Raw genomic sequence first — 18,616 nt, 5'->3', positions numbered from 1 at the left:
TTGCGCCGGCGGGGACAAAACGGTACCCCACGACCCGGGACCCTGATTAACAATTCTAACAGAGGAAAACACAATTCTTATTAAATACTACTTTGTTCTTAGCAATATGCGGGAACTCACCCGACGGCGAGTGCTGGCAGGAACCGGTCTGGCGGGGCTCAGCACCGTCGCTGGCTGTCTCGACGGACTGAACACCGGCGGCGACACCGAGAACCAGGGTGTCCAGTCGTCCTTCTTCGTCTTCGGCGCGGTCGCGGCCGCCGTCGCCGGCGACGCGACGGACGCCGACGTGCTCGTGCCGGTCGGCCAGCACGGCCACGGCTGGGAGCCCGGGCCGCGCGTCCGGGAGTCCATCCGCGACGCGTCGCTGCTGGTCCACGGCATGCGGGGGTTCCAGCCCTGGGTCGACGACATCAGGACCGACCTGCGCGCCGACGGCGCCACGGTGGCGACCGTCGACGCGAGCGCGGACGTCGACCTGCTCCCGCTCGGCGAGGGTCACGACCACGGTGACGGGGAGGAGCACACGGAGACCGAACACCACGACGACGAGGAACACCACGACGGCCACGGCGGCGAGTTCGACCCGCACTTCTGGCTCGACCCGCTCCGGGTCCGGACGGCCGTCGACACGGTCCGCGAGGCGCTGGTCGAGGTCGACCCGGGGAACACCGACACCTACGACGCGAACGCGACGGCGTATCGGGAGCGGCTCGACGAACTCCACGCCGACCTCGAGGCGACTGTCGCCGACAGCTCGAAGGGGATGCTCCTCGTCGCCGGCCACGACGCGTTCCAGTATCTCGGCGACCGGTACGGCCTCCAGATCGAGGCGCTCACCGGCATCTCCCCCGACTCCCGGCCGACGGCACGGGACATCCAGCGGGCACAGGAGGTCATCGAGACGCACGACCTGCGGTACATCTGTGCGGACCCGCTCGAGTCCCAGCGCGCCGCCGAACAGCTCGTCCAGGAGACCGACGCGACCGAGGTCCTGCCGCTGACCGCGCTCCCCGGCCTCCACGACGACTGGGCCGACCGGGACTGGAGCTACCTCGACGTCGTCGAGAACGTGAACCGCCCGACGCTCGAACGGGCGTTGGAGGGCTGATGGCGGTCGTCGAGGCCGACGGCGTGACGTTCGCCTACGGCGACACGCCCGTCGTCGAGGACGTCTCGCTCGCCGTCGAACCCGGGGCGTTCCTCGGGCTGGTCGGCCCCAACGGCTCCGGGAAGACGACGCTGCTGGAGCTGCTGGTCGGGCTGCACCGCCCCGACGCCGGCAGCGTCTCCCTGTTCGGGGAGCCGGCGCACGCGTTCGCCGACGGCGAGCGCGTCGGCTACGTCGCACAGGACGCGACCCACGCGGGCGGACGGATGCCGGTGACGGTGCGAGAAGCCGTCCGCATGGGTCGGTACCCGCACCGCCCGTTCGGCCGGTTCTCCGCGGACGACCGGCGGGCCGTCGAGTCGGCGCTCGACCGCGTCGGGGTCCGCGACCTGGCCGACCGTCGCGTCGACCGGCTCTCCGGAGGGCAGCAACAGCGGGTCGCCATCGCGCGAACGCTCGCGGCCGAAGCCGACCTCCTCGCGCTCGACGAGCCGACGGTCGGCGTCGACGCCGAGTCCCGGGAGGCGTTCTACGAGCTGCTGGCCGAGCTGAACGCGTCCGGGCTCACTGTCATCCTCGTCGAGCACGACATCGGCGTCGTGACGACCCACGCCACCGAGATCGCCTGCCTGAACCGCCGGCTGTTCTTCCACGGCGACCCCGACACGTTCGTCGAGACCGACGCGCTCGCCGACGCCTACGGCGGCGACCAGCACGTGCTCGCGCACGACCACCCATGACTGGGGTGCCGATGCTCGCGGCCATGCCGCCGCTCCTGCTGAGCGGACTGCTCGACTGGGTCCTCGACGACGTGTGGGGGACCGCCCTCGACGTGCTCGCGGCCCTCACCGGCGTCGAGATGCTCGGCTACCCGTTCATGCAGCGCGCGTACCTCGCGGCGGTCTGTCTCGCCGTCATCGCCCCGCTCGTCGGGAGCTTCCTGGTCCACCGGGAGATGGCGATGATCGGCGACACGCTCGCGCACTCGGCGTTCGCCGGCGTCGCCGTCGGCCTGTTCGTCAACGCGACGTACGCGCTGTCGGTGCCGCCGCTGCTGACCGCGCTGCTCGTCGCCGCCGTCGCGGCGGTGCTCGTCCAGCTGCTCGTCGACCGCATCGGCACGTACTCGGACACCTCGATGGCGGTCGTGCTGACCGGCTCGTTCGCGGTCGGGAGCGTGCTGGTGACGGCGACCGACGGCGGCATCGCCGTCGGCATCAACAGCTACCTGTTCGGTTCGCTGGCGACGGTCACCCGCCGCAGCCTCGGTGTCCTGCTGGCGATGACGTTACTGGTGACGGTGGTCGTGACGGTCGCCTACCGACCGCTGCTCTACGCGACGTTCGACGAGGTCGGGGCCCGGGCGGCGGGGCTGAACGTCGGCCGGTACAACCTGCTGCTCGTCGTCCTGACGGCGGTCGTCGTCGTCGCTGCGATGCAGATACTGGGCGTGATACTCGTCGCCGGTATGCTCGTGATTCCGGTCGCGACGGCCGGCTGGATGCGGGGGTTCCGGCGGGCCGTCGTCGCGGCCGTCGCCGCCGGACTGGTCGCCACCGTCACCGGGGCGACGCTCTCGTACGTCTACGACGTGGCGGCCGGAGGTGCCATCATCCTCGTCGCCATCGCCGTCTACGCGGCGGTGGGCACCGCGCGGACGCTCCGGTCGACGGTCACCGTGCTGCCGACGCGGACGGGCGGCGACCGGCCGGTCGAGGCCGACGGCGGCGACGGGCGGGACTGACCCCCGGCTCGCCAGACGGCCGTTCGAAAAGCGAAGCGACGACTGTGAGCTACTGCTCCGGCCCGACTTCCTCGTAGGGCTGGACGATGACCCAGCCGCCGGGCTGGGTGAAGTCGAGCTGGAACGTCTCGCCGGAGGACTTCCCGATGAACGACTTGAGGTTCACGTCGCGGTGCGAGCCGGGCGAGACGTTGCCGCTCCAGGCGACCGTCGCAGCCGGATCGGTCCGGACGGGCGTCTCCAGCAGGAGCGGGTCGCCGTGGGTCGTGATCGCCACGAAGCCCGGGCCCTCGAGGAAGAGGTTGAACATCCCGCCGGCGCTCGCGCCGCTGATGCTGCTGATGGTCTTGATGTCCCAGCCGACGCGCTCCTCGAACGCGAGCACGTCGTTGCCGTTGACGCTGATCTCCTCGCCGGGGTCGAGTTCGATTATCTGGACGTTCTTGCCGTCGTCCGCGAGGTAGAGCTGGCCGTTGCCGCTGGCCTTCATCATCGTCGAGCCCTCGCCCGTCGCCTTCTTCTTTATCATGCCGGTCAGGCCGCCGCTGGACTTCTGCTCGAAGGAGATGTCGCCCTCGTAGGCGACCATCGCCCCCGCCTTCGCCATGACGGTGCCGTCGACGTTCACGTCGAGCAGCTTCGAGTTCTCCAGCTGGAAGACGTCCCCGCCCTCTTTCGGTGCGTTCCGTGTCTTGAATTCGTCGAGGTCCATTGAGAGTCACCGAGACGCGACCGACGCATCTCTCGAGTACATACATCGTTCATGTTATATGAGTCTCCTGTTTGTGTGATTCAGACCGGTCTCGGTTGGTGTGTACGGCCTGAAACCCGAGAGCGAATCTCGGGAGAAAAATCAGGAAAGTTATCTTTCGGGACTATCGCCGGCTACGGCGTCGGGAACGAGATGTCGTACAGCGTCCCCTCGTACTCGATGTAGAAGCGGTGGCTGTCGATGGATTCGAGCTCGACCGGTTTCGGCAACGCGAGGGCCCGGTCGGAGGCGTTCAGCACGCGCCGGAACTCGCGCTGCTGTTCGGCCGAGAGGGTCTCGAACTGGAGGACGCTGCGGTTCTCGGGCGACTCCACCTCGTTGACCAGGACGTGCTGTACGCCCGGGTCGTCGGCCGGCGACGGGCCGGGGTCGACCGTCGCGAAGACGAACAGTCCGCCGACGAGCGCGGCGGCCGAGAGGAGGACCACTGCGAGCACCGTCAGGACGGCGTCTATGTCGACCATGACGAATCTGTATCTGATATCTGATACAGTCGCCAGGCAAGTACTTTCTCCTCGGCTATCGCTCGACGGCAGTGATTTATACGGGTCAGCGACGATACACGAGGTATGACGGGCTCCGAAGCTGGAACGAGTGGAGGACGCCGCCATCGAGTTCGGGTCGCCCTCCAGTTCGGGCTGGGAGTCGGGTTGCTCGTTCTCGGGGTCGGCAACCTGACGGACACCATCGCGTGGACGCTGCCGCCGCTGGTCTACCTGGGTGGCGGCGTCGCCCTGCTCGCGTACGCCCTCGTCCTGGTCCGCCGGAACTGACCGCGAGTCCCCACTACTCGTACGTCAGCGTCATCCCGCCGTCGAACAGCAGGTCACCGCCGTTGAGGTGGTGGGCGTGCTTCGAGAAGCCGAACGCGAACAGGTTGCCGACGTCGACGGGTTCCATCATCTCCTTCGTCCGCGACTGGCCGAGCATCACGTCCTCGACGACCTCCTGCACTGAGATGCCGCGCTGCTCCGCCGTATCCGGAATCTGGTCGGTGACGAGCGGCGTCTTCACGTAGCCGGTGCTGACCGAGAACGACCGGACCGTCCCCGCGCCCTCGGCGGCGATGGACTGCGTGAGCCCCCGGAGCCCGAACTTGGCGACGTTGTAGGCGACCTTGTCGGCGGTGACGTAGTGCCCGTGGACCGACGCCATGTTGCCGACGCAGCCGCCGCTCTCGCGGAGGTGTGGGAGGACGAGTTTCGAGAGGTAGACGGGCGCGCGGAGCATCACCTCGTGCATGGTGTCGTACACGTCCATCGGGAACTCGTCCAGCGGCGAGATGTGCTGCATCCCGGCGATGTTCGCGAGATACGCGAGGTCGCCGTAGCCGGCGGCCGCTTCGACGACGCCCTCGAGGTGGTCGTCGTCGGTGATGTCGGCGGGCTCGGGGTGTATCTCGCCCGGGAAGCCGAGTTCGGTGCCGCGCTCGCGGGTGCCCACGAGGCCCTCCTCGTCGACGTCCGTCGCGACCACCGTCAGTCCGTTCGCAGCCAGCACCAGCGACGTGGCGCGGCCGATGCCCGATGCCGCCCCAGTCACGAGTGCGACGCGGTCGGCGTCGAAGTCGGCGTCGTCGATTCGCAGGACGTCGTCGCCTGTCAGCGTCGGCGGTTCGACGCTCCCGTCGGTTGCCGTCATGGGAGCGACTGCACGGCGAACCACGGTATAGCCGGCGGTTGATATGTTAACGTGTCTTCTTGTACGGCCGGCGTTATTTTCGAGACCGCACGTATCACAAACCCTATCACTTGGGCGTGGTATACGGTTTAGACGATAGATGGTGGGTGTGGCTGCGGCGTTCCACGTCTCGTTGCTCGGACTCTCCGCGCTCCTGACGACGTGGCTCGCGGTCGTGGGCTGGCGAAACCGTGGCCGCCCCGGTGCGACACCGTTCACCGGGATGATGGCCGTCGCGAGCGTCTGGAGCGCCGGCTACGCCGCCGCGTTGTTGACACCCGCCGACCAGTACGGTCTTCGACTGTTCTTCGAGCAGCTCCAGTGGTTCGGTATCGTCCTCGCACCCGTGTTCGTCCTGCTCTTCTTCGCCGAGTACACCGGGTTCGAGGAGCTCCAGCGCCCCGCCGTCGTCGCGGGCTTGTGCATCGTCCCGGTGGTGACGCTGGTGCTCGTCTGGACGAGCCAGTACCATCCCCTCATCTGGCGGGACTGGAGCTTCCGCGTCGTCGACGGCGTGAACGTCGCCACCCAGCAGCAGGGGCCGTGGTACCGCATCAACCTGCTCTACACCTACCTGCTGCTCGGCGGCAGCGTCTCCCTGTTGCTGTACACCGTCCGTCGCTCCGAGCAGTCGTTCTCCGCGGCGAGTGCGGTGCTCATCGTCGGTATCGGGACGCCCACCGTCGCGAACCTGCTCTCGGTACTCGGCTACGCGATCTACGAGGGGCTGGACATGACGCCCTACGCGTTCAGCATCACCGGGCTCGCGTTCGCCATCGCCGTCTTCGAGCACGACCTGTTCGAGCGGCCACCCTCCATCCTCCAGCTCGGCCGCACCTCCGCGCTGGGGACGCTCAACGACCCCGTCCTCATCACCGACAGGGACGGGACCATCGTCACCGACAACCAGGTCGCCCGCGACGTGCTCTCGGTGCCCTCGACGCCCGAGACGGACCGCGGGAGCGGCCTCGTCGGGGTCACCATCGAGGCGCTGCTGCCGGAACGCCCCCAACCGGGTGGCGAGCCCGCGCTCATCACCGTCGACGACCGCCAGTTCGAGGTCTCGGCCTCGCCCGTCGAGGACGGTCGCGGCCGCTCCGTCGGCACCGCGTACCTGCTCCACGACGTGACCGAGCGCGAACGACGGCTCGCCGAACTGGAGCGCAGGCAGGACGAACTCGAGCGCCAGCGCACCGAGCTCCGCGAGCTGGACGCCATCAACCAGTCCATCCGGAGCGTGCTCACGAGCATCGTCCGCGCGCAGTCCCGACCCGAACTCCTCGACGGGGTCACGAACCGGCTCGCGACCACGCCGTGGTACGTGCATCCGACCATCCGTGACGAGAGCGTGCCGGAGACGACCGTCGAGGCGACGGACGGCGGCCGGATGCGCGCGACGGTCCCCATCGACTTCGCGTCCGTCGGTTACGGTGCGCTCGTCGTCGAGAGCGACCGCGAGGAGGCGTTCGACGACCACGAGCTGACAGTCCTCGAGGAGCTCTGTGCCAGCGTCGGCATGGCGCTGCACGCCATCGAGACACGCGAGACACTGCTGTCTGACAGCCTCGTCGCACTCACCTACCAGGTGCCGGCCGAGGGGTCACCCCTCGCCCGGGTCAGCGACGCCCACGACTGTACGCTCACCGTCGAAGGGACCGTGCCGGTCGAGGACTCCGGACTGCTGTGTTACGTCGACGTCGAGGACTGCGACGACCTCGAGGCGGTCGCCGACACGTTCGCCGACGCCGACGAGGTCGAGCGGGTTCGACAGGTTCCCAACCGCGGCACCGTCGAAGTGCGCCTCCGTGGGCCGTCCGCACTCGGTGTCGTGACCGCCCGGGGCGCACGCCTCGGTGAGGCCACCGCACACGACGGGCGGCTCACGTTCGTCGCCGAGACCGCGACCGGGAACGCCGTTCGGGAGCTGACGGAGGCGCTCGATGACGTCGTCGGGCCGGTGAGCCTGCAGTCGAAACGCGAGCGTCCACCGGCGGCGGAGGACGAGGGACGGACCGCCCCGATCGAGGAGTTGACCGACCGGCAGCGGGAGGCCGTCGTCGCCGCGCACAACGCCGGCTACTTCGACTGGCCGCGCGAGAGCACGGCCGAGGAGATCGCCGACGCCATGGAGATCGCCTCCTCGACGTTCCACAGTCACCTCCGGAAGTCGCTCTCGAAGGTCGTCTCGGCACACGTGAACCGCAACGGCGACGCCCCCGACGACTGAGTCACGCGCCGACGAGGAGCCCGTACAGCACCGCGGCGATGAGCAACAGCCACAGCAGTATCACCACGATTCGTTTGTCGATCTGGAGCAACAACCCGAGCAGTACGACGGGGACGCTCCCCCGCTGCGTCTCGTCCTCGTCGTTGGGTGGGGGGTCAGACCGTCGGGACGGTGGGTTCATCCCCGTCCTCCCACCGTGAGTGGCCGGGCCGCGGGTGCGACGTAGCGACCGCCGTCGGTGCCGCCGTTGCCGCCGGTGCCGCCGCAGTCCGTGAGGCCGCCGCCGTCCTGCGCGTTCGCGGCACCGCCGTCGTTCGTGTTCCCGCCCGCGTCCTGCTCGGCTGTGCAGTCGTCCTCGCCGCCGGTCGACTGCTCGTTCGCCACGGCGTCGACGACCGTCAACGAGCCGTCGAAGTTCTCCGCGCTCGCGACGTTGCCGCTGACGGTCGCCGAGTCGGTGAACGTCGCGACGGTCCCGAAGCCGGCGAGGTACGCGGCCGAGATCAGCAGCGCGGTGCAGGCGAGTGCGAAGAGAACGTTTCGGTCCATTCAGTCCACCTCCTCCGTACTGCCGGCCGTGTCGTCGAACACGTCGGCACCCGTCGACCCGCTCTCGGGCGTCGGGTCGTCGAAGAACCCGTCGTCACCGGGCGCGTCACCCTCGCCGGCGTCGTCCGCGGTCACGCCGGCAGTCGGTCCGCTCCCGTCGGTGGGCGCGCCGACCGCGTCGGCTGTCGCCTCGGTACCGTCACCGAACGCACCGTCGAACTCCTCGGCGAAGCCGTCACCGCCCGTGTCGTCGAACGTGAAGGTCCCGTCGGACTCATCGAGCGCCCAGTCGTCGTCGAACGCGTCGGCGCTGTCCTCCAGGACGTCGCCGTCTTCCCAGCCGTCGTCGTCGTCCGGCGCGCCGCTCGACTGGTCCGCGTCGCCGCCCCGCGCGGTGAGCCAGAGCCCGGCGACGCCGACGAACGAGAAGATGGCGGCGAAGGCGGCGGTGAACGTCACGGGGTTCCGGAGCTGGAGGGCGACCCACACGGTGTACGGTGCCACCAGCAGGAGGATACCCGTCGCGAGCGTGAGGTCCGTCGCCGTGAGCGTGATTTCGCCGTCGTCGTCCGTGCTGGTATCGGCCACCGTCGGGTCGCTGGTGGCGGTCGCTGCCGTCGCGACGGTCCCGTCACCCGCGCCGTCAGCTCCTCCGTCGCCGCGCTGCTTCCGGACGATGGTCCAGACCTCCGAGAGCCCGAGGAGCCCGAGCGGGAGGAGCACGAGGGCGACGAAGCCGACCGGCCGCTGGGCGAACTGGATGACGTGTCCGATGTACGGGATGGTGACGCTCACTTCGCCGATGACGTTCCCGGCGGGCACCGGTTGGCTGTCGACGTCCTCGTTGGCGTCGCCCTTGGTCGTGAACACCGTGGTGTCACCGCGCTCCTCGACCCCGACGACCCGGTGGGTCACCGGCTTGTCACCCTCGCTGCGGACGAACGTGATGATGTCGCCCTCCTCGATGGCCTCGGTCGACCCTTCGTCGACGATGACGACGTCGCCGGGGGCGATATCGGGCTCCATGCTGCCCGAGAGCACGACGAAGCTGTGGTCCGCGCCGACCGCCGACGGGAACGCGTAGACGACGAACGGAACGACGACCACGACCAGCGCGAGTAGCCCGATGGCGTGTGCGATGCGGCGTTTGTCCACCATCAGTCGCTCACCCCGACGCGCTGCTCACTCGTTTCGTCCTGGCGAGGTGACCCACCCGGACTGTCTGGTGGCCCGAAACAGTCGCCGGTGTCGTTCTCAGAACAAACTGACACGACGATGTTGCTGATCGCCGAAAGGCCGCCGGCTTCGGTTCCCTCGTCCAGTTTCCCCGTGCAGACGTCTCCTCGGGTGCGGGTCGACGCCGGGTCGACATCGTAAGTTTCGGTTGTCTGGCTGCCCTTGACCGCGACCGAACAGATCGGTGGTGCGTTTGCCTCCTCGAGCGCGTCCTCGTCCTCCCCGGCCAGCAGCCGGACTCTGGCACAGACCGTCTCCTGGCTGCCGTCGTCGTCCTCCTTGTTGGTCGCTTCGAGGACTTCCAGCTTGTAAGCCGTCCCGTCGTCGGCGAACTGCGGACAGAGCTCGGTGAAGTCGTAGACACCCGGGGGGAGCAGGTCGTCCTCGCCGACCTCGAGTTTGCCGAGTTCGACGCAGTAGGGGCAGTCCAGTTCCCGGCAGTCGGAGGGCGGAAACGGCGGCGACGTGACGCTGTCTTCGGGGACGTGGCGGCACTGCTCCGCGGCGACCTCGAACGTCAGCTCGGTCGAGAGGTCATTGGCCCACGTCGCGTCCTCGGGCAGCCTGTACTCGAGGTCCAAGCAGAGCGTGCCGTCGAGACACGGCTCGCCGCCGAGATTGTCGAGTCGCAGTCCGCCACGGAGGTCAGACCGGAACTCGTTCAGTGTTCTCCACGAGCCGTCCTCGGACGGATACATCTGTGTGGTCCCGCTTCCATCGCAGTCGGGGTCTCGGGACAGCCGTACCTCGACGGCATCGCCGAGCGGATCGACCGGGTCCGGACAGTTCGTCCGGAGCCACACCCGAACCGGGTTCGCGTCGGCAGTCACGGTGAACGTCTCGGCACTTTCGTCGATTCTCTCATCGCCGGGTTCGAGCCCGTCGAGGCCGAACGATACGCTATCGCCCTCGGTCGGACAGCTGTCGCAGCCGATGCTCACGCCGACCTCGCCGGCATCCACCGAAGCGGCGAACGTCTCGCCGTCCTCGAAGAGTGCCCACGTCCCGACGCCAGCGACACCGCTCAGCGCACCGACAGTGCCGACGCTCCCGAGGAGCCGCCGCCGGCTCAACGAGGCTCGGTCGCGGCTCACGGCGTCTCACCCTCCGCGAGGTGTGCTGTCCAGCGCGTGCGACTTTCGTCGTCTGATATACCTGGATTCACAGGTGTCCCCCCTGCCCGTTCGGTCCCCACCGGACGGGCTCATTCGTGTTATCAGGTACCAGATGTAGGGGGATATGAATGAGCGACGTACCGGGGAGCAACGAGCGCATACGAATCCAGTACCAGGCTCCTGTGTCGCGCTAACCGGACGTTTCTCGTCTCGCTCCGTGTTCGTTGCCATGCGACACGACGCCGTCACGCTCAGGGTCGGGTGTCCCCGTCGACGGGCGGGTACGCTTCACCAAACCACCCCGGACTACTCGCTGGCCCGGACCCGTCGACCGTCGTCGTCGCGCCTCGACTGGTCTGATTGCGGGGCGAGAAAACGCACGACGCGAAACCGTGGTAATCCGGCCCAAGAGCATCTAACGACGGATTATATCGTGACGGACCGATTGGGAAGCTAAAATTAAGTATTTTAATCATACGGCCATATCTCGGCCGACGGATGGCGACCCCCCACGAGCGAGCGGACGACGGAGTAGAACCGAACGAGGTCCGGACGAACGCACGACGGCTGGCGAGGCAGCTCTGTCTCGGCTTCAAGCACCACGACGACCGCGAACGCGAGCAAGCGGTCGAGGCCTTCGCCGCGGTCGACACGGTACAGTTCCAGCACGTCTCGGAGGAGACCGCGCGACGGGCGGCCGTCGCGTACGTCGATGCGCTCTGGGCCAAGGACGAGGTGGAGCGTGCCTGTATGGTGGACGGCGAGATCGACGACGCGACCCTCGCCAGGGCCGACTGGAGCGACGTGCGGGCGGCGTTCGCCCGTCGGGCGTCGCTGGTCGACATGGACGCCCGGTACGCCGAGCAGAGCACCGTCGCGTGGCGGCGGCACAAGGTAGGCGGCGATTACTGGACGCCGATGAAGCGCGCACAGCTCCACGAGTACCGTGCCGCGCTCCAGGAACCGGACTACCCCGACAAGCCTCGCTACGGGCAGTCCGGCTACGGGCCCGAGCCCGCACGGTACCTGCTCGGCGTCGAGCTGCACGACACCAGGGAGTGGGAGCAGGCCCAGCAGGTCATGACGCCGTACTTCGAGCGCATTCTGCAGGAGCACCGGACCGCGACGACCGTCGCGTCCGACTGAGGAGAAGGGGGTAGTCGTCGGGGGAGGACGGCTACGCGGTCGGTCCGGACGACGGGTCGAAGTCGACGTTCTCGGTCACAGCACTCTCGGTCACGGTCCCGAGGTCGACGTTCCCGGCACCGCTGGTGGGGACGTCGCCGTCGTCGTCGTTGTTCACGATGACCAGCGGGCCGCCCGCGTCGCCCCAGTAGTTGTTCCCGGCAGTGACGGTCGGGTTGCCACCGTTGGCGTTGTTGAGCCCGATAGCCGACAGCAGATCGTTCCCGGCGACGGTGATGCCGTCGACCGCGGCGCCGGGCTCCAGCTTGATGGCCTCGCCGAAGAAACCGTCCTCGCTGACGACGTCCTCGACGAAGTTGCCGACGAACCGCATGCCAGTGATGGCGGTCGAGTCGACGCTGAGGCCCTGTGCGAACGTGGTGTAGCTGCCGGGGCCGAGCGAGTTGTCGGCGGTCAGCCCGGAGATGACGTTGTCCGCGATGTCCATCGACGCCACGTCGTGCTGGACGACGATACCAAGTGGCGCGGTCGTGCTCTCGAGGTCCTGGAGCACGTTGCGCTCGACCCGGACGTCGGTAATTGTGCCCGGGCTGCTGTTGTCCGCGTCGAACAGTATCCCGTTCAGGGTCGCGAAGCTCCCGTCGTCGTCCTGGAACAGGTCCTCGACGGTGTTCCCGACGATGCTGACGTTCCGGTGGTCGCCCTGGCCGACGATGATGCCCGTCACGCCGAGGCTGCCCGTCGGCCCGACGTCCCTGATGAGGTTGTTGCAGACCGTCGCGTCGTCGATTCCATCGCCGACCTTCACGCCGAGCAGCCCGCCGGGGTTGGTCACCTCGAACCCGTCGACGGTGACGCCGTCGGCCGTGACGGTGACGGTCGCCGACGAACCCGTGCCCGGTCCCTCGATGGTGGGCATCGCGCCCCGTGCCGACGTCAGGGTGAGGCCCTCGGTGCCGACGGTGACCGATTCGCTGTAGCTCCCATCCGCGACGCCGACGACGTCGCCGGCGCTCGCAGCGTCTACGGCGGCCTGGATGGTTCCGTAGTCGAAGCCGTCGCCGACCATGATGTCGACGAACGGGTTCGCCGGCTCGCCGTTGTGTCTGGCCTGGACCGCCGCGAAGGTGAAATCGAACGCGACCGCATCGGTCTGTATCTCGTTTCCGACGTCCGTCGGGACGGTCCACTCGACGCAGAGACAGGGCCCGGTCTGGGTGTCGCCGTCAGGCGAGCCCGGGTAGGGGTCCGCCGTCGAGCCGGTGCCGTCGCCGTCCAGCAGGACCCCGCTTTCCATGTCCTTCGCCAGGTCGGCGAGGCTGTAGCCGTCCGGGTTGTCGAACTCGCGGACGACGGTGCCGATCTGGACCGCGTCACCGTCGATGCTGACGTCCGCGCAGTACGCGAGGTCGACCTCGACCACGTCGCTCAGCTCGCCGGCGCCGGCACCATCGTTCGGGTCGCCAGCGCTCCCACCGCCCGACGGGTCCACGTCGGCCTCGGGCTCGGTCCGGCCGTTCTCGTAGTCGACGACGCCGTCACTGCCGACCCAGAGCCAGCCGTCGTTGTCGACGAGCTTCGGGCAGAAGACCAGCGTCCCGCTGTCGCCCGGTTTGACGTCCTCGGCGGCGTACGTGTACTCGGCTTCGCCGTCGCCGTTCACCTCGCCCTGGCCGGCTCCCGCGTCGAACGAGCCCTGGTCGTGGTCGGTGAAGTAGTCGACCACGAGGTCCAGCTGTCCGGCGAGGAGCTCGTTCCCCACGAACCCCTCGTTGTCCGAGAACAGTGCGCTCGTCCCGATACCAGCGCCGGCACCCGCCACCCCGACAGTGGCGGCACCGACCAGTATCGTCCGCCGCGATAGTTCGATACCGTTTTTCTTCATCTGAGACACCTCTCTCGAGGAACGCCCACCGTCGGAGTCGAACCGACGAACCCCCGACTGGGGGTCCTGACCGACGTGGGTGAGGAGGAAAGTCGGCGCTCAGGCCGTCTCGCCGTCGTTGTGGCGGCACTGTTCGCTGTAGAACGCGATGTCGAACGCCGCGGAGTCGGTCTGGACGTGGTTCCCGACATCCGGCGGGAGCCACCACGAGAAGCCGAAGCAGTGCGTGTTCGACGGCTGGAAGCACTGCCGTCCCTCCGCGTCGCGGTCCGCGTCGAGCGCGACGCCGTCGCCAGCAGTGAGCACGCTTTCGGCCTCTCTGAGGGTGCCCTGGAAGATGAGCTGGTCGCCGGTGCCCTCGCCGCCGACGAGCTGGGCGCCGACGTCCTCGGCGACGGCCTCCAGGTCGTCGTAGTTCTCCACGTCGAAGAACTGGTTCGGTTCGGCGGTACCCGGGCTGGGTTCGAGTCCGACGACCCGGTTCATCAAGAAGGTGTCACCGGCGATGTTCCCACTGCCCTCGTCACAGTCGGTGTCGCCGAGCGCGATACCGACGCCGAGGATGTCGATACCCTCTCCCTTGATGTCGTTCGCGACGTCGCCGGTCTCGTCGAGCTCGGTACAGGTGGTGCTGCCGTTGATACTGCCGTCGTACTCGTCCGCCGTGTAGGTCGCACCGGTGTCAGGGTCCTCGACGACGTAGGGGAGTATCGAGTCCCCGGTACCGACGTAGTCCGGCAGTCCGTCGGTGACGAGCAGGATTACCTGGCGGGCGTCGCTCCGGCCCTGGTCCTGGAGGACCTTCCGGGCGAGGTCGAGCGCGTAGGGAACCGGCGTGCCTCCCTGCCCCGCCTCGGGGAGAAAGTCCCCGATGTCCGCGTTCCCGTCCCCGTCGGTGTCGAACTGCGATAGCGAACCGATACCGGCCCGGAGCGCGGGCTGGTCCCTGACACCCTCGCCGCCCGAGTCGCCGGGACCGTTCATCGTCATGAGGCCGGCTCTGACCCGGTCCTCGCCGCCGACCTGGTCCTCCGGCAGGAAGTCCACGAAGACGTTCGCCGCGTCACGGAGCGTGTCGAGTTCGGAGCCCTCCTCGGAGAGGCTGCCCTCGATGCTGTCCGACGTGTCGGCGACCGCCATGATGTCGAGCTTCTCGTCTCTCGTGACGAGGTTGTCGCAGTTGTTGTCGTACCAGATGGCGGTCTGGACTTCGTCCGGGAGCTCGACGGTTCCGTCCTCCTCCTCGTCGCTCTCGCTCTCGGGGTCCGTCACGCCGCCCTCGTCGAGGGTCAGCCCGCCGGGCATCTGCATCCAGAGGTAGCCCGGGTTGTCACAGAGGTGGGTGCTGAAGGTGACCTCGCCGAAGTCGCCGGGCTTCACGTCCTCCATGTTGATGAGCGGTGCCGGGCTCTCGTCGTCGAGCCGGGTGTCGTCGTTGTCGGTCCGGCCGAGCACCTCGCCGCCCTCGGCTGTCGTGTACTTCCCGAGGTCGCCGCCCTCCTCGCCGCCGACATCGGCGAGCACCTCGCACGGGCTGAGATCGGGCAGCATCGCGTCGATCGGGAACTCCCCGGTCCCGTCGTTGTCGTCGTCCGGGAACGCCTCGATGGCCGTGTTGTCCATGTAGAGGTCCACGTCAGTCGACTCGGCGTCGTTGCCGTCGTAGACGTAGATTAGTGGTTCGGGCGTGTCGTCCGCGTCGCTCGTCCCCGGCGGGAACGGCTTCCACGCGGACTCGTCGGTCCCCTCCGGGATGTCCGCGAGGTCCGTCACCGGCTCGTACTCGAGGCCGGTCGTCGGGTCGTCGAAGCCGAGGAGCTGCGGGTAGTTGTAGTGCTCCTCCCAGTCGACCTTGAGGTCGAGCTCCCCCGCCGCGATGGTGTTCGCGCCGAACGATTCCGTGTCGCTGAAGTACGCGCTGGTGCCGAGCCCGGCCCCGACGCTGGCGACCCCCGCCGCGCCGATACCGGCCAGTATCTTCCGCCGCGTTAGTTCGATATCCTGGTTCATTGTGCTCCCCCTCCGGGGAAGACCCACCGACGGAGTCGAACCGTCGGAAAGCGGCCGATTCGGGGCCGCAAACCTGTGTGGGCCGTCGCTGAGTGCTCGTTGCTCTACGAGCTGTTGGTCGTCGTGTCGTTGAACGGGTTCGACGGGTCGGGGTTGTGCCGCTGCTGCATCGCCTCGAAGCTGAAGGCGAACTCGACGGAGTCGGTCTGAATCACGTTACCGACGTCCGTCGGCACCTCCCACTCGATACAGAGGCAGGGCCCCTCCTGCGTTTCGGCATCTTCCGACGCCGGATACGGGTCGATCTCGGGCGTGCTCCGGTCGGCGTCGATGAGCCAGCCCATCTCGAGCTCGCTCATCAGGTCCGCGAGCGTGTAGTCGTCAGGATTGTCGAGCTCTTCCTTGTCCTCGCAGACGATATTGTCCGGCTCGCCGTCCTCGTCTTCGTCCTCCGTGCTGTACCCGGAGGCGTACGAGACGGTGACCTGGATGTTCTCGGAGAGTTCACCGTTGCCTGCTCCGGGGTCGCCGCCGGAGCCGTCGACATCGCTCTCGGGCTCCGTAAGCCCGTTCTCGTAATCGGTCGCACCGTCAGCACTGCCGACCCAGAGCCAGGCCGGGTTGTCGACGACCTTCGGGCAGAGGACGATGGTGCCGCTGTCACCGGGCTTGACGTCGCTGATTTCGTAAGAGTAGTCCGTCTCGCCGTCCCCGCCGCCGTCGACTTCACCCTCCGCGAAGCTGTACCCGTAGCTCCCCTGGTGGGCCTCGGTCGCCCAGTCGACGATGAGGTTCAGCTCGCCGGCTTCGAGGATGTTGTTCACGAACGATTCCGAGTCGCTGAAGTAGGCGCTGGTGCCGAGCCCGGCACCGGCGGACGCGACGCCGATTGCGCCGAGTCCACCGAGTACGCGCCGCCGCGACAGTCCGAGTGTATTCTTGTCTGACATACTGAGTCCCCCCGAACCCCCGCGTCATACGGGGCGTCCGGTTGTCGAGTACATCCCGGGGTAGCCCCGTAGTTATCCGTCGCCACGTCACGCTTCAACGCCGGAATTGAGGGTCCGATGCGATGTCGAACATCTGGATACTGATGCGAAAGCGGTGGTTGTTCCGACGATACCAACTGCCTACGGAATTGTGAGAGTGGCCACCGTGACGCACCGAGAACCGGGAGGGGTGTCGGTGGCTCCCCGATTAGGGAACGGTGAACGTCGCCGTCTTGTACAGCGTGCCTTCCTCCGGGTCCACGACCTCGAAGAGGATCGTCCGGTCGCTCGGGTCAGAGTCGTCGTCGCAGCTAGTGTAGCTCACGGAGTAGGTCGTCGCGAGCTGGCCACTGATCTCGTCGGTCAGGATGGTAGATATCTCGTCGCTGTTGATGTCGATGTGGGTGCCGCCGACGTTGGTCGCCAGCACCTGCTTGTCCCCGTCGCTCGTGTCGAACCCGAAGATACCATCAAGGTCGCCGGGCGACACAGCGATGTAGGTGTACCCCGAGAGCAAGTCTCCGACGTCCGATATATCGTAGTCGGTCCTGGTCGGGTCATTAAACTCTGCGGTTTCGTCGTCAGTCTGTGCCGGTGCGTCGGTGATGTCGATGATAACCTTCTGTGCTCCTGACCGGTAACTGGAGAGTGAGCCCCCGGAGTCAGCGGCGATGTCCCGGGTTGCAACGCCGATGCCGTCGAAGTCGTCTTCCCGAGAATCGTTCCCACCGCTGGCCGAAAGTCCGTTGACCGCGTTCTGGATAGTTGTCTGGTCAGACGTCCAGTCCTGGTCGAGCTCGACGGTGTCTTTGAACGAGATAAGCGCGAAACGGGCGTCGATTCCGGCGTCAGTGACGAGGTTGTCGATGAAGTCGCCGAGCGCGCTCTGGACGCCGCTAATCTCGCCGCCCATGCTCCCGGTGTCGTCGAAGACGAACACGATGTCGGCCTCCGAGTCCTCGGTGAAGTTGACCGTCTCGTCCTGTGCCAGCCCGTTCTCACAGACAGTGATGTCGTCGACCAGCTCGCCGTTGTTCCCCGCCGTCGTATCGACGTTGAGGAACGCCGAGACGTCCGGGAAGGCCGAGGCGTCGACGCTGTTGACGCTGATGAGGTCGGACCCGGACGGGTCGGTCGGCAGGTCGCAGGGTTCGCACTCCACGTCGCCCGCGCACGGGTTCGTGGTCCCGTCGGTGTGCCGGCACTGCTGGGCGTGGAACGTGAGGTCGAACTCGACGGAGTCGGTCTGGATCTCGTTGCCGACCTCGGTCGGCACCTCCCAGTCGATGCAGAGACAGGGGTTCGTCTCCTCCGAGCCGGTGCCGGCGTAGCAGTTCTGGTCGCCGGGCGCGAAGAAGCCACCTTCGGCCGGCTCTTCGCCTTCGCCGTCGAGCGGGACGCCCCCGCCGATAGTCGTGAGGAAGTCGGCCAGCGTGCCGGTCCAGACCTCGGTCGAACTCTCGATGTCGCTCGGCTCGAAGCCGTCGTTGCTCGGGTCGTCGTCGTCGGCGTCCTCGATATCGTCGTCGAGCTGGCAGTAGCTGACTGTCAGCTCGATGGCCTCGGCGAGTTCACCGTCGTTGGGCGTGCTGTCGACCTCGCCCTCCGGTTCGGTGATGGTGTTCTCGTCGTCCGCGACGAGGTCGCCACACAGCCAGAGGTATGCCGGGTTGTCGTCGCTCTGCGGACAGAACGCGAGCAACCCGTTGTCGCCGGGCTTCACGTCGGTCAGCTCCGCGCTGACCGACGGGCCGTCCGCGGTGCCGGTCACCTGTCCCGACCCCGCTATCCCCTGGTCCCACCAGGAGTAGTAGTCGACGAGCAGGTTGAGCTGTCCCGCCGTGAGGACGCTGTTCTCGAACGATTCCGTGTCGCTGAAGTACGCGCTCGTGCCGAGTCCGGCCCCGACCGACGCGGCCCCGATGGCACCGAGGCCACCGAGGATGCGTCGCCGGGACAGACCCGTGAAGTCGTCGTCTGTCATGGTTTTCCTCCCGAACGCCGTCAGTGGACGGGTCGCTCGGACGGAAAGTATGTCTCTCGTGCACGTGGGTAGTTATCCGTCGCCACGTCACCGTTCAATCCGGGAATTGAGCCTCGAACGTGGCCTCGAACGGCTCGATACGGCTGGTCGAGAGCTCGGTCGACGAGC

The 18,616-nt window shown here is 67.5% G+C and carries 17 protein-coding genes; 6 read left to right on the top strand and 11 right to left on the bottom strand.

Features of this window, described 5'->3' with window-relative positions; translation table 11 throughout:
• Positions 1 to 106 precede the first annotated feature (106 nt).
• From BLT27_RS12755 to BLT27_RS12745, 3 genes are read left to right on the top strand one after another with little or no spacing between them, the layout of a single operon-like run.
• Entirely contained in the window at positions 107 to 1,111 is a 1,005-nt protein-coding gene (locus BLT27_RS12755; RefSeq protein WP_089734477.1) for a metal ABC transporter substrate-binding protein, read from the top strand.
• Positions 1,111 to 1,851 carry a metal ABC transporter ATP-binding protein gene (locus tag BLT27_RS12750; protein ID WP_089734476.1) on the top strand — a complete coding sequence of 247 codons (741 nt, stop codon included), beginning with the start codon at positions 1,111 to 1,113 and terminating at the stop codon, positions 1,849 to 1,851. Before BLT27_RS12755 ends, BLT27_RS12750 begins: the two co-directional genes overlap by 1 nt.
• On the top strand, positions 1,848 to 2,855 hold the full coding sequence (locus tag BLT27_RS12745) for a metal ABC transporter permease (protein ID WP_089734474.1): 1,008 nt from the start codon (positions 1,848 to 1,850) through the stop codon (positions 2,853 to 2,855). The genes BLT27_RS12750 and BLT27_RS12745 overlap by 4 nt, the downstream gene beginning before the upstream one ends.
• Before the next feature lie 49 nt (positions 2,856 to 2,904).
• Here the strand turns inward: BLT27_RS12745 and BLT27_RS12740 are convergent, their stop codons facing one another.
• Together BLT27_RS12740 and BLT27_RS12735 are read right to left on the bottom strand one after the other, a co-directional pair.
• On the bottom strand, positions 2,905 to 3,567 hold the full coding sequence (locus BLT27_RS12740) for an AIM24 family protein (RefSeq protein ID WP_089734472.1): 663 nt from the start codon (positions 3,565 to 3,567) through the stop codon (positions 2,905 to 2,907).
• 173 nt (positions 3,568 to 3,740) lie between these two features.
• A complete protein-coding gene (locus tag BLT27_RS12735; RefSeq protein WP_089734470.1) occupies positions 3,741 to 4,091 on the bottom strand; it encodes a DUF7979 domain-containing protein in 351 nt (116 codons plus the stop codon).
• A gap of 105 nt (positions 4,092 to 4,196) precedes the next feature.
• On the opposite strand from BLT27_RS12735, the gene BLT27_RS12730 reads away from it, so the two are divergent.
• On the top strand, positions 4,197 to 4,400 hold the full coding sequence (locus tag BLT27_RS12730; protein ID WP_089734469.1) for a hypothetical protein: 204 nt from the start codon (positions 4,197 to 4,199) through the stop codon (positions 4,398 to 4,400).
• Positions 4,401 to 4,413: 13 nt separating this feature from the next.
• Here BLT27_RS12730 and BLT27_RS12725 read toward each other — a convergent pair whose 3' ends face one another.
• Entirely contained in the window at positions 4,414 to 5,268 is an 855-nt protein-coding gene (locus BLT27_RS12725; RefSeq protein ID WP_089734467.1) for an SDR family oxidoreductase, read from the bottom strand.
• Positions 5,269 to 5,407: 139 nt separating this feature from the next.
• Here BLT27_RS12725 and BLT27_RS12720 point away from each other — a divergent pair, with 139 nt between their 5' ends.
• Positions 5,408 to 7,534 (top strand): histidine kinase N-terminal 7TM domain-containing protein, encoded by a 2,127-nt coding sequence (locus tag BLT27_RS12720; RefSeq protein ID WP_089734465.1) that lies wholly within the window; start codon positions 5,408 to 5,410, stop codon positions 7,532 to 7,534.
• 1 nt (position 7,535) lies between these two features.
• Here BLT27_RS12720 and BLT27_RS12715 read toward each other — a convergent pair whose 3' ends face one another.
• From BLT27_RS12715 to BLT27_RS12700, 4 genes are read right to left on the bottom strand one after another with little or no spacing between them, the layout of a single operon-like run.
• Positions 7,536 to 7,715 carry a hypothetical protein gene (locus BLT27_RS12715; RefSeq protein ID WP_089734463.1) on the bottom strand — a complete coding sequence of 60 codons (180 nt, stop codon included), beginning with the start codon at positions 7,713 to 7,715 and terminating at the stop codon, positions 7,536 to 7,538.
• Positions 7,712 to 8,083, bottom strand: a complete 372-nt coding sequence (locus BLT27_RS12710) for a hypothetical protein (protein ID WP_089734461.1) — start codon at positions 8,081 to 8,083, stop codon at positions 7,712 to 7,714. Before BLT27_RS12710 ends, BLT27_RS12715 begins: the two co-directional genes overlap by 4 nt.
• Positions 8,084 to 9,241: a signal peptidase I gene (locus tag BLT27_RS12705; RefSeq protein WP_089734459.1), complete on the bottom strand. Its 1,158-nt coding sequence runs from the start codon at positions 9,239 to 9,241 to the stop codon at positions 8,084 to 8,086.
• Complete coding sequence (locus tag BLT27_RS12700) at positions 9,241 to 10,413, bottom strand: hypothetical protein (RefSeq protein ID WP_089734457.1); 1,173 nt, start codon at positions 10,411 to 10,413, stop codon at positions 9,241 to 9,243. Before BLT27_RS12700 ends, BLT27_RS12705 begins: the two co-directional genes overlap by 1 nt.
• 519 nt (positions 10,414 to 10,932) lie before the next feature.
• Here BLT27_RS12700 and BLT27_RS12695 point away from each other — a divergent pair.
• A complete protein-coding gene (locus tag BLT27_RS12695) occupies positions 10,933 to 11,580 on the top strand; it encodes a hypothetical protein (protein WP_089734455.1) in 648 nt (215 codons plus the stop codon).
• Between the two features lie 31 nt (positions 11,581 to 11,611).
• Here BLT27_RS12695 and BLT27_RS12690 read toward each other — a convergent pair whose 3' ends face one another.
• The 4 genes from BLT27_RS12690 to BLT27_RS12675 form a co-directional block, all read right to left on the bottom strand.
• On the bottom strand, positions 11,612 to 13,465 hold the full coding sequence (locus BLT27_RS12690) for a right-handed parallel beta-helix repeat-containing protein (protein ID WP_089734453.1): 1,854 nt from the start codon (positions 13,463 to 13,465) through the stop codon (positions 11,612 to 11,614).
• A gap of 99 nt (positions 13,466 to 13,564) precedes the next feature.
• Positions 13,565 to 15,475, bottom strand: a complete 1,911-nt coding sequence (locus BLT27_RS19820) for a vWA domain-containing protein (protein WP_175526453.1) — start codon at positions 15,473 to 15,475, stop codon at positions 13,565 to 13,567.
• Positions 15,476 to 15,579: 104 nt separating this feature from the next.
• Complete coding sequence (locus BLT27_RS12680; protein ID WP_089734451.1) at positions 15,580 to 16,425, bottom strand: SipW-dependent-type signal peptide-containing protein; 846 nt, start codon at positions 16,423 to 16,425, stop codon at positions 15,580 to 15,582.
• 247 nt (positions 16,426 to 16,672) lie between these two features.
• Positions 16,673 to 18,448: a VWA domain-containing protein gene (locus BLT27_RS12675; RefSeq protein WP_089734449.1), complete on the bottom strand. Its 1,776-nt coding sequence runs from the start codon at positions 18,446 to 18,448 to the stop codon at positions 16,673 to 16,675.
• Between the last annotated feature and the right edge of the window lie 168 nt (positions 18,449 to 18,616).

It is taken from the genome of Haloarchaeobius iranensis (assembly GCF_900103505.1).
In the GTDB taxonomy this organism is placed as follows: Archaea; Halobacteriota; Halobacteria; order Halobacteriales; family Natrialbaceae; genus Haloarchaeobius; species Haloarchaeobius iranensis.
The sequence above is the reverse complement of the archived record's forward strand: the minus strand, read 5'-3'. Positions and strand labels throughout refer to the sequence as shown.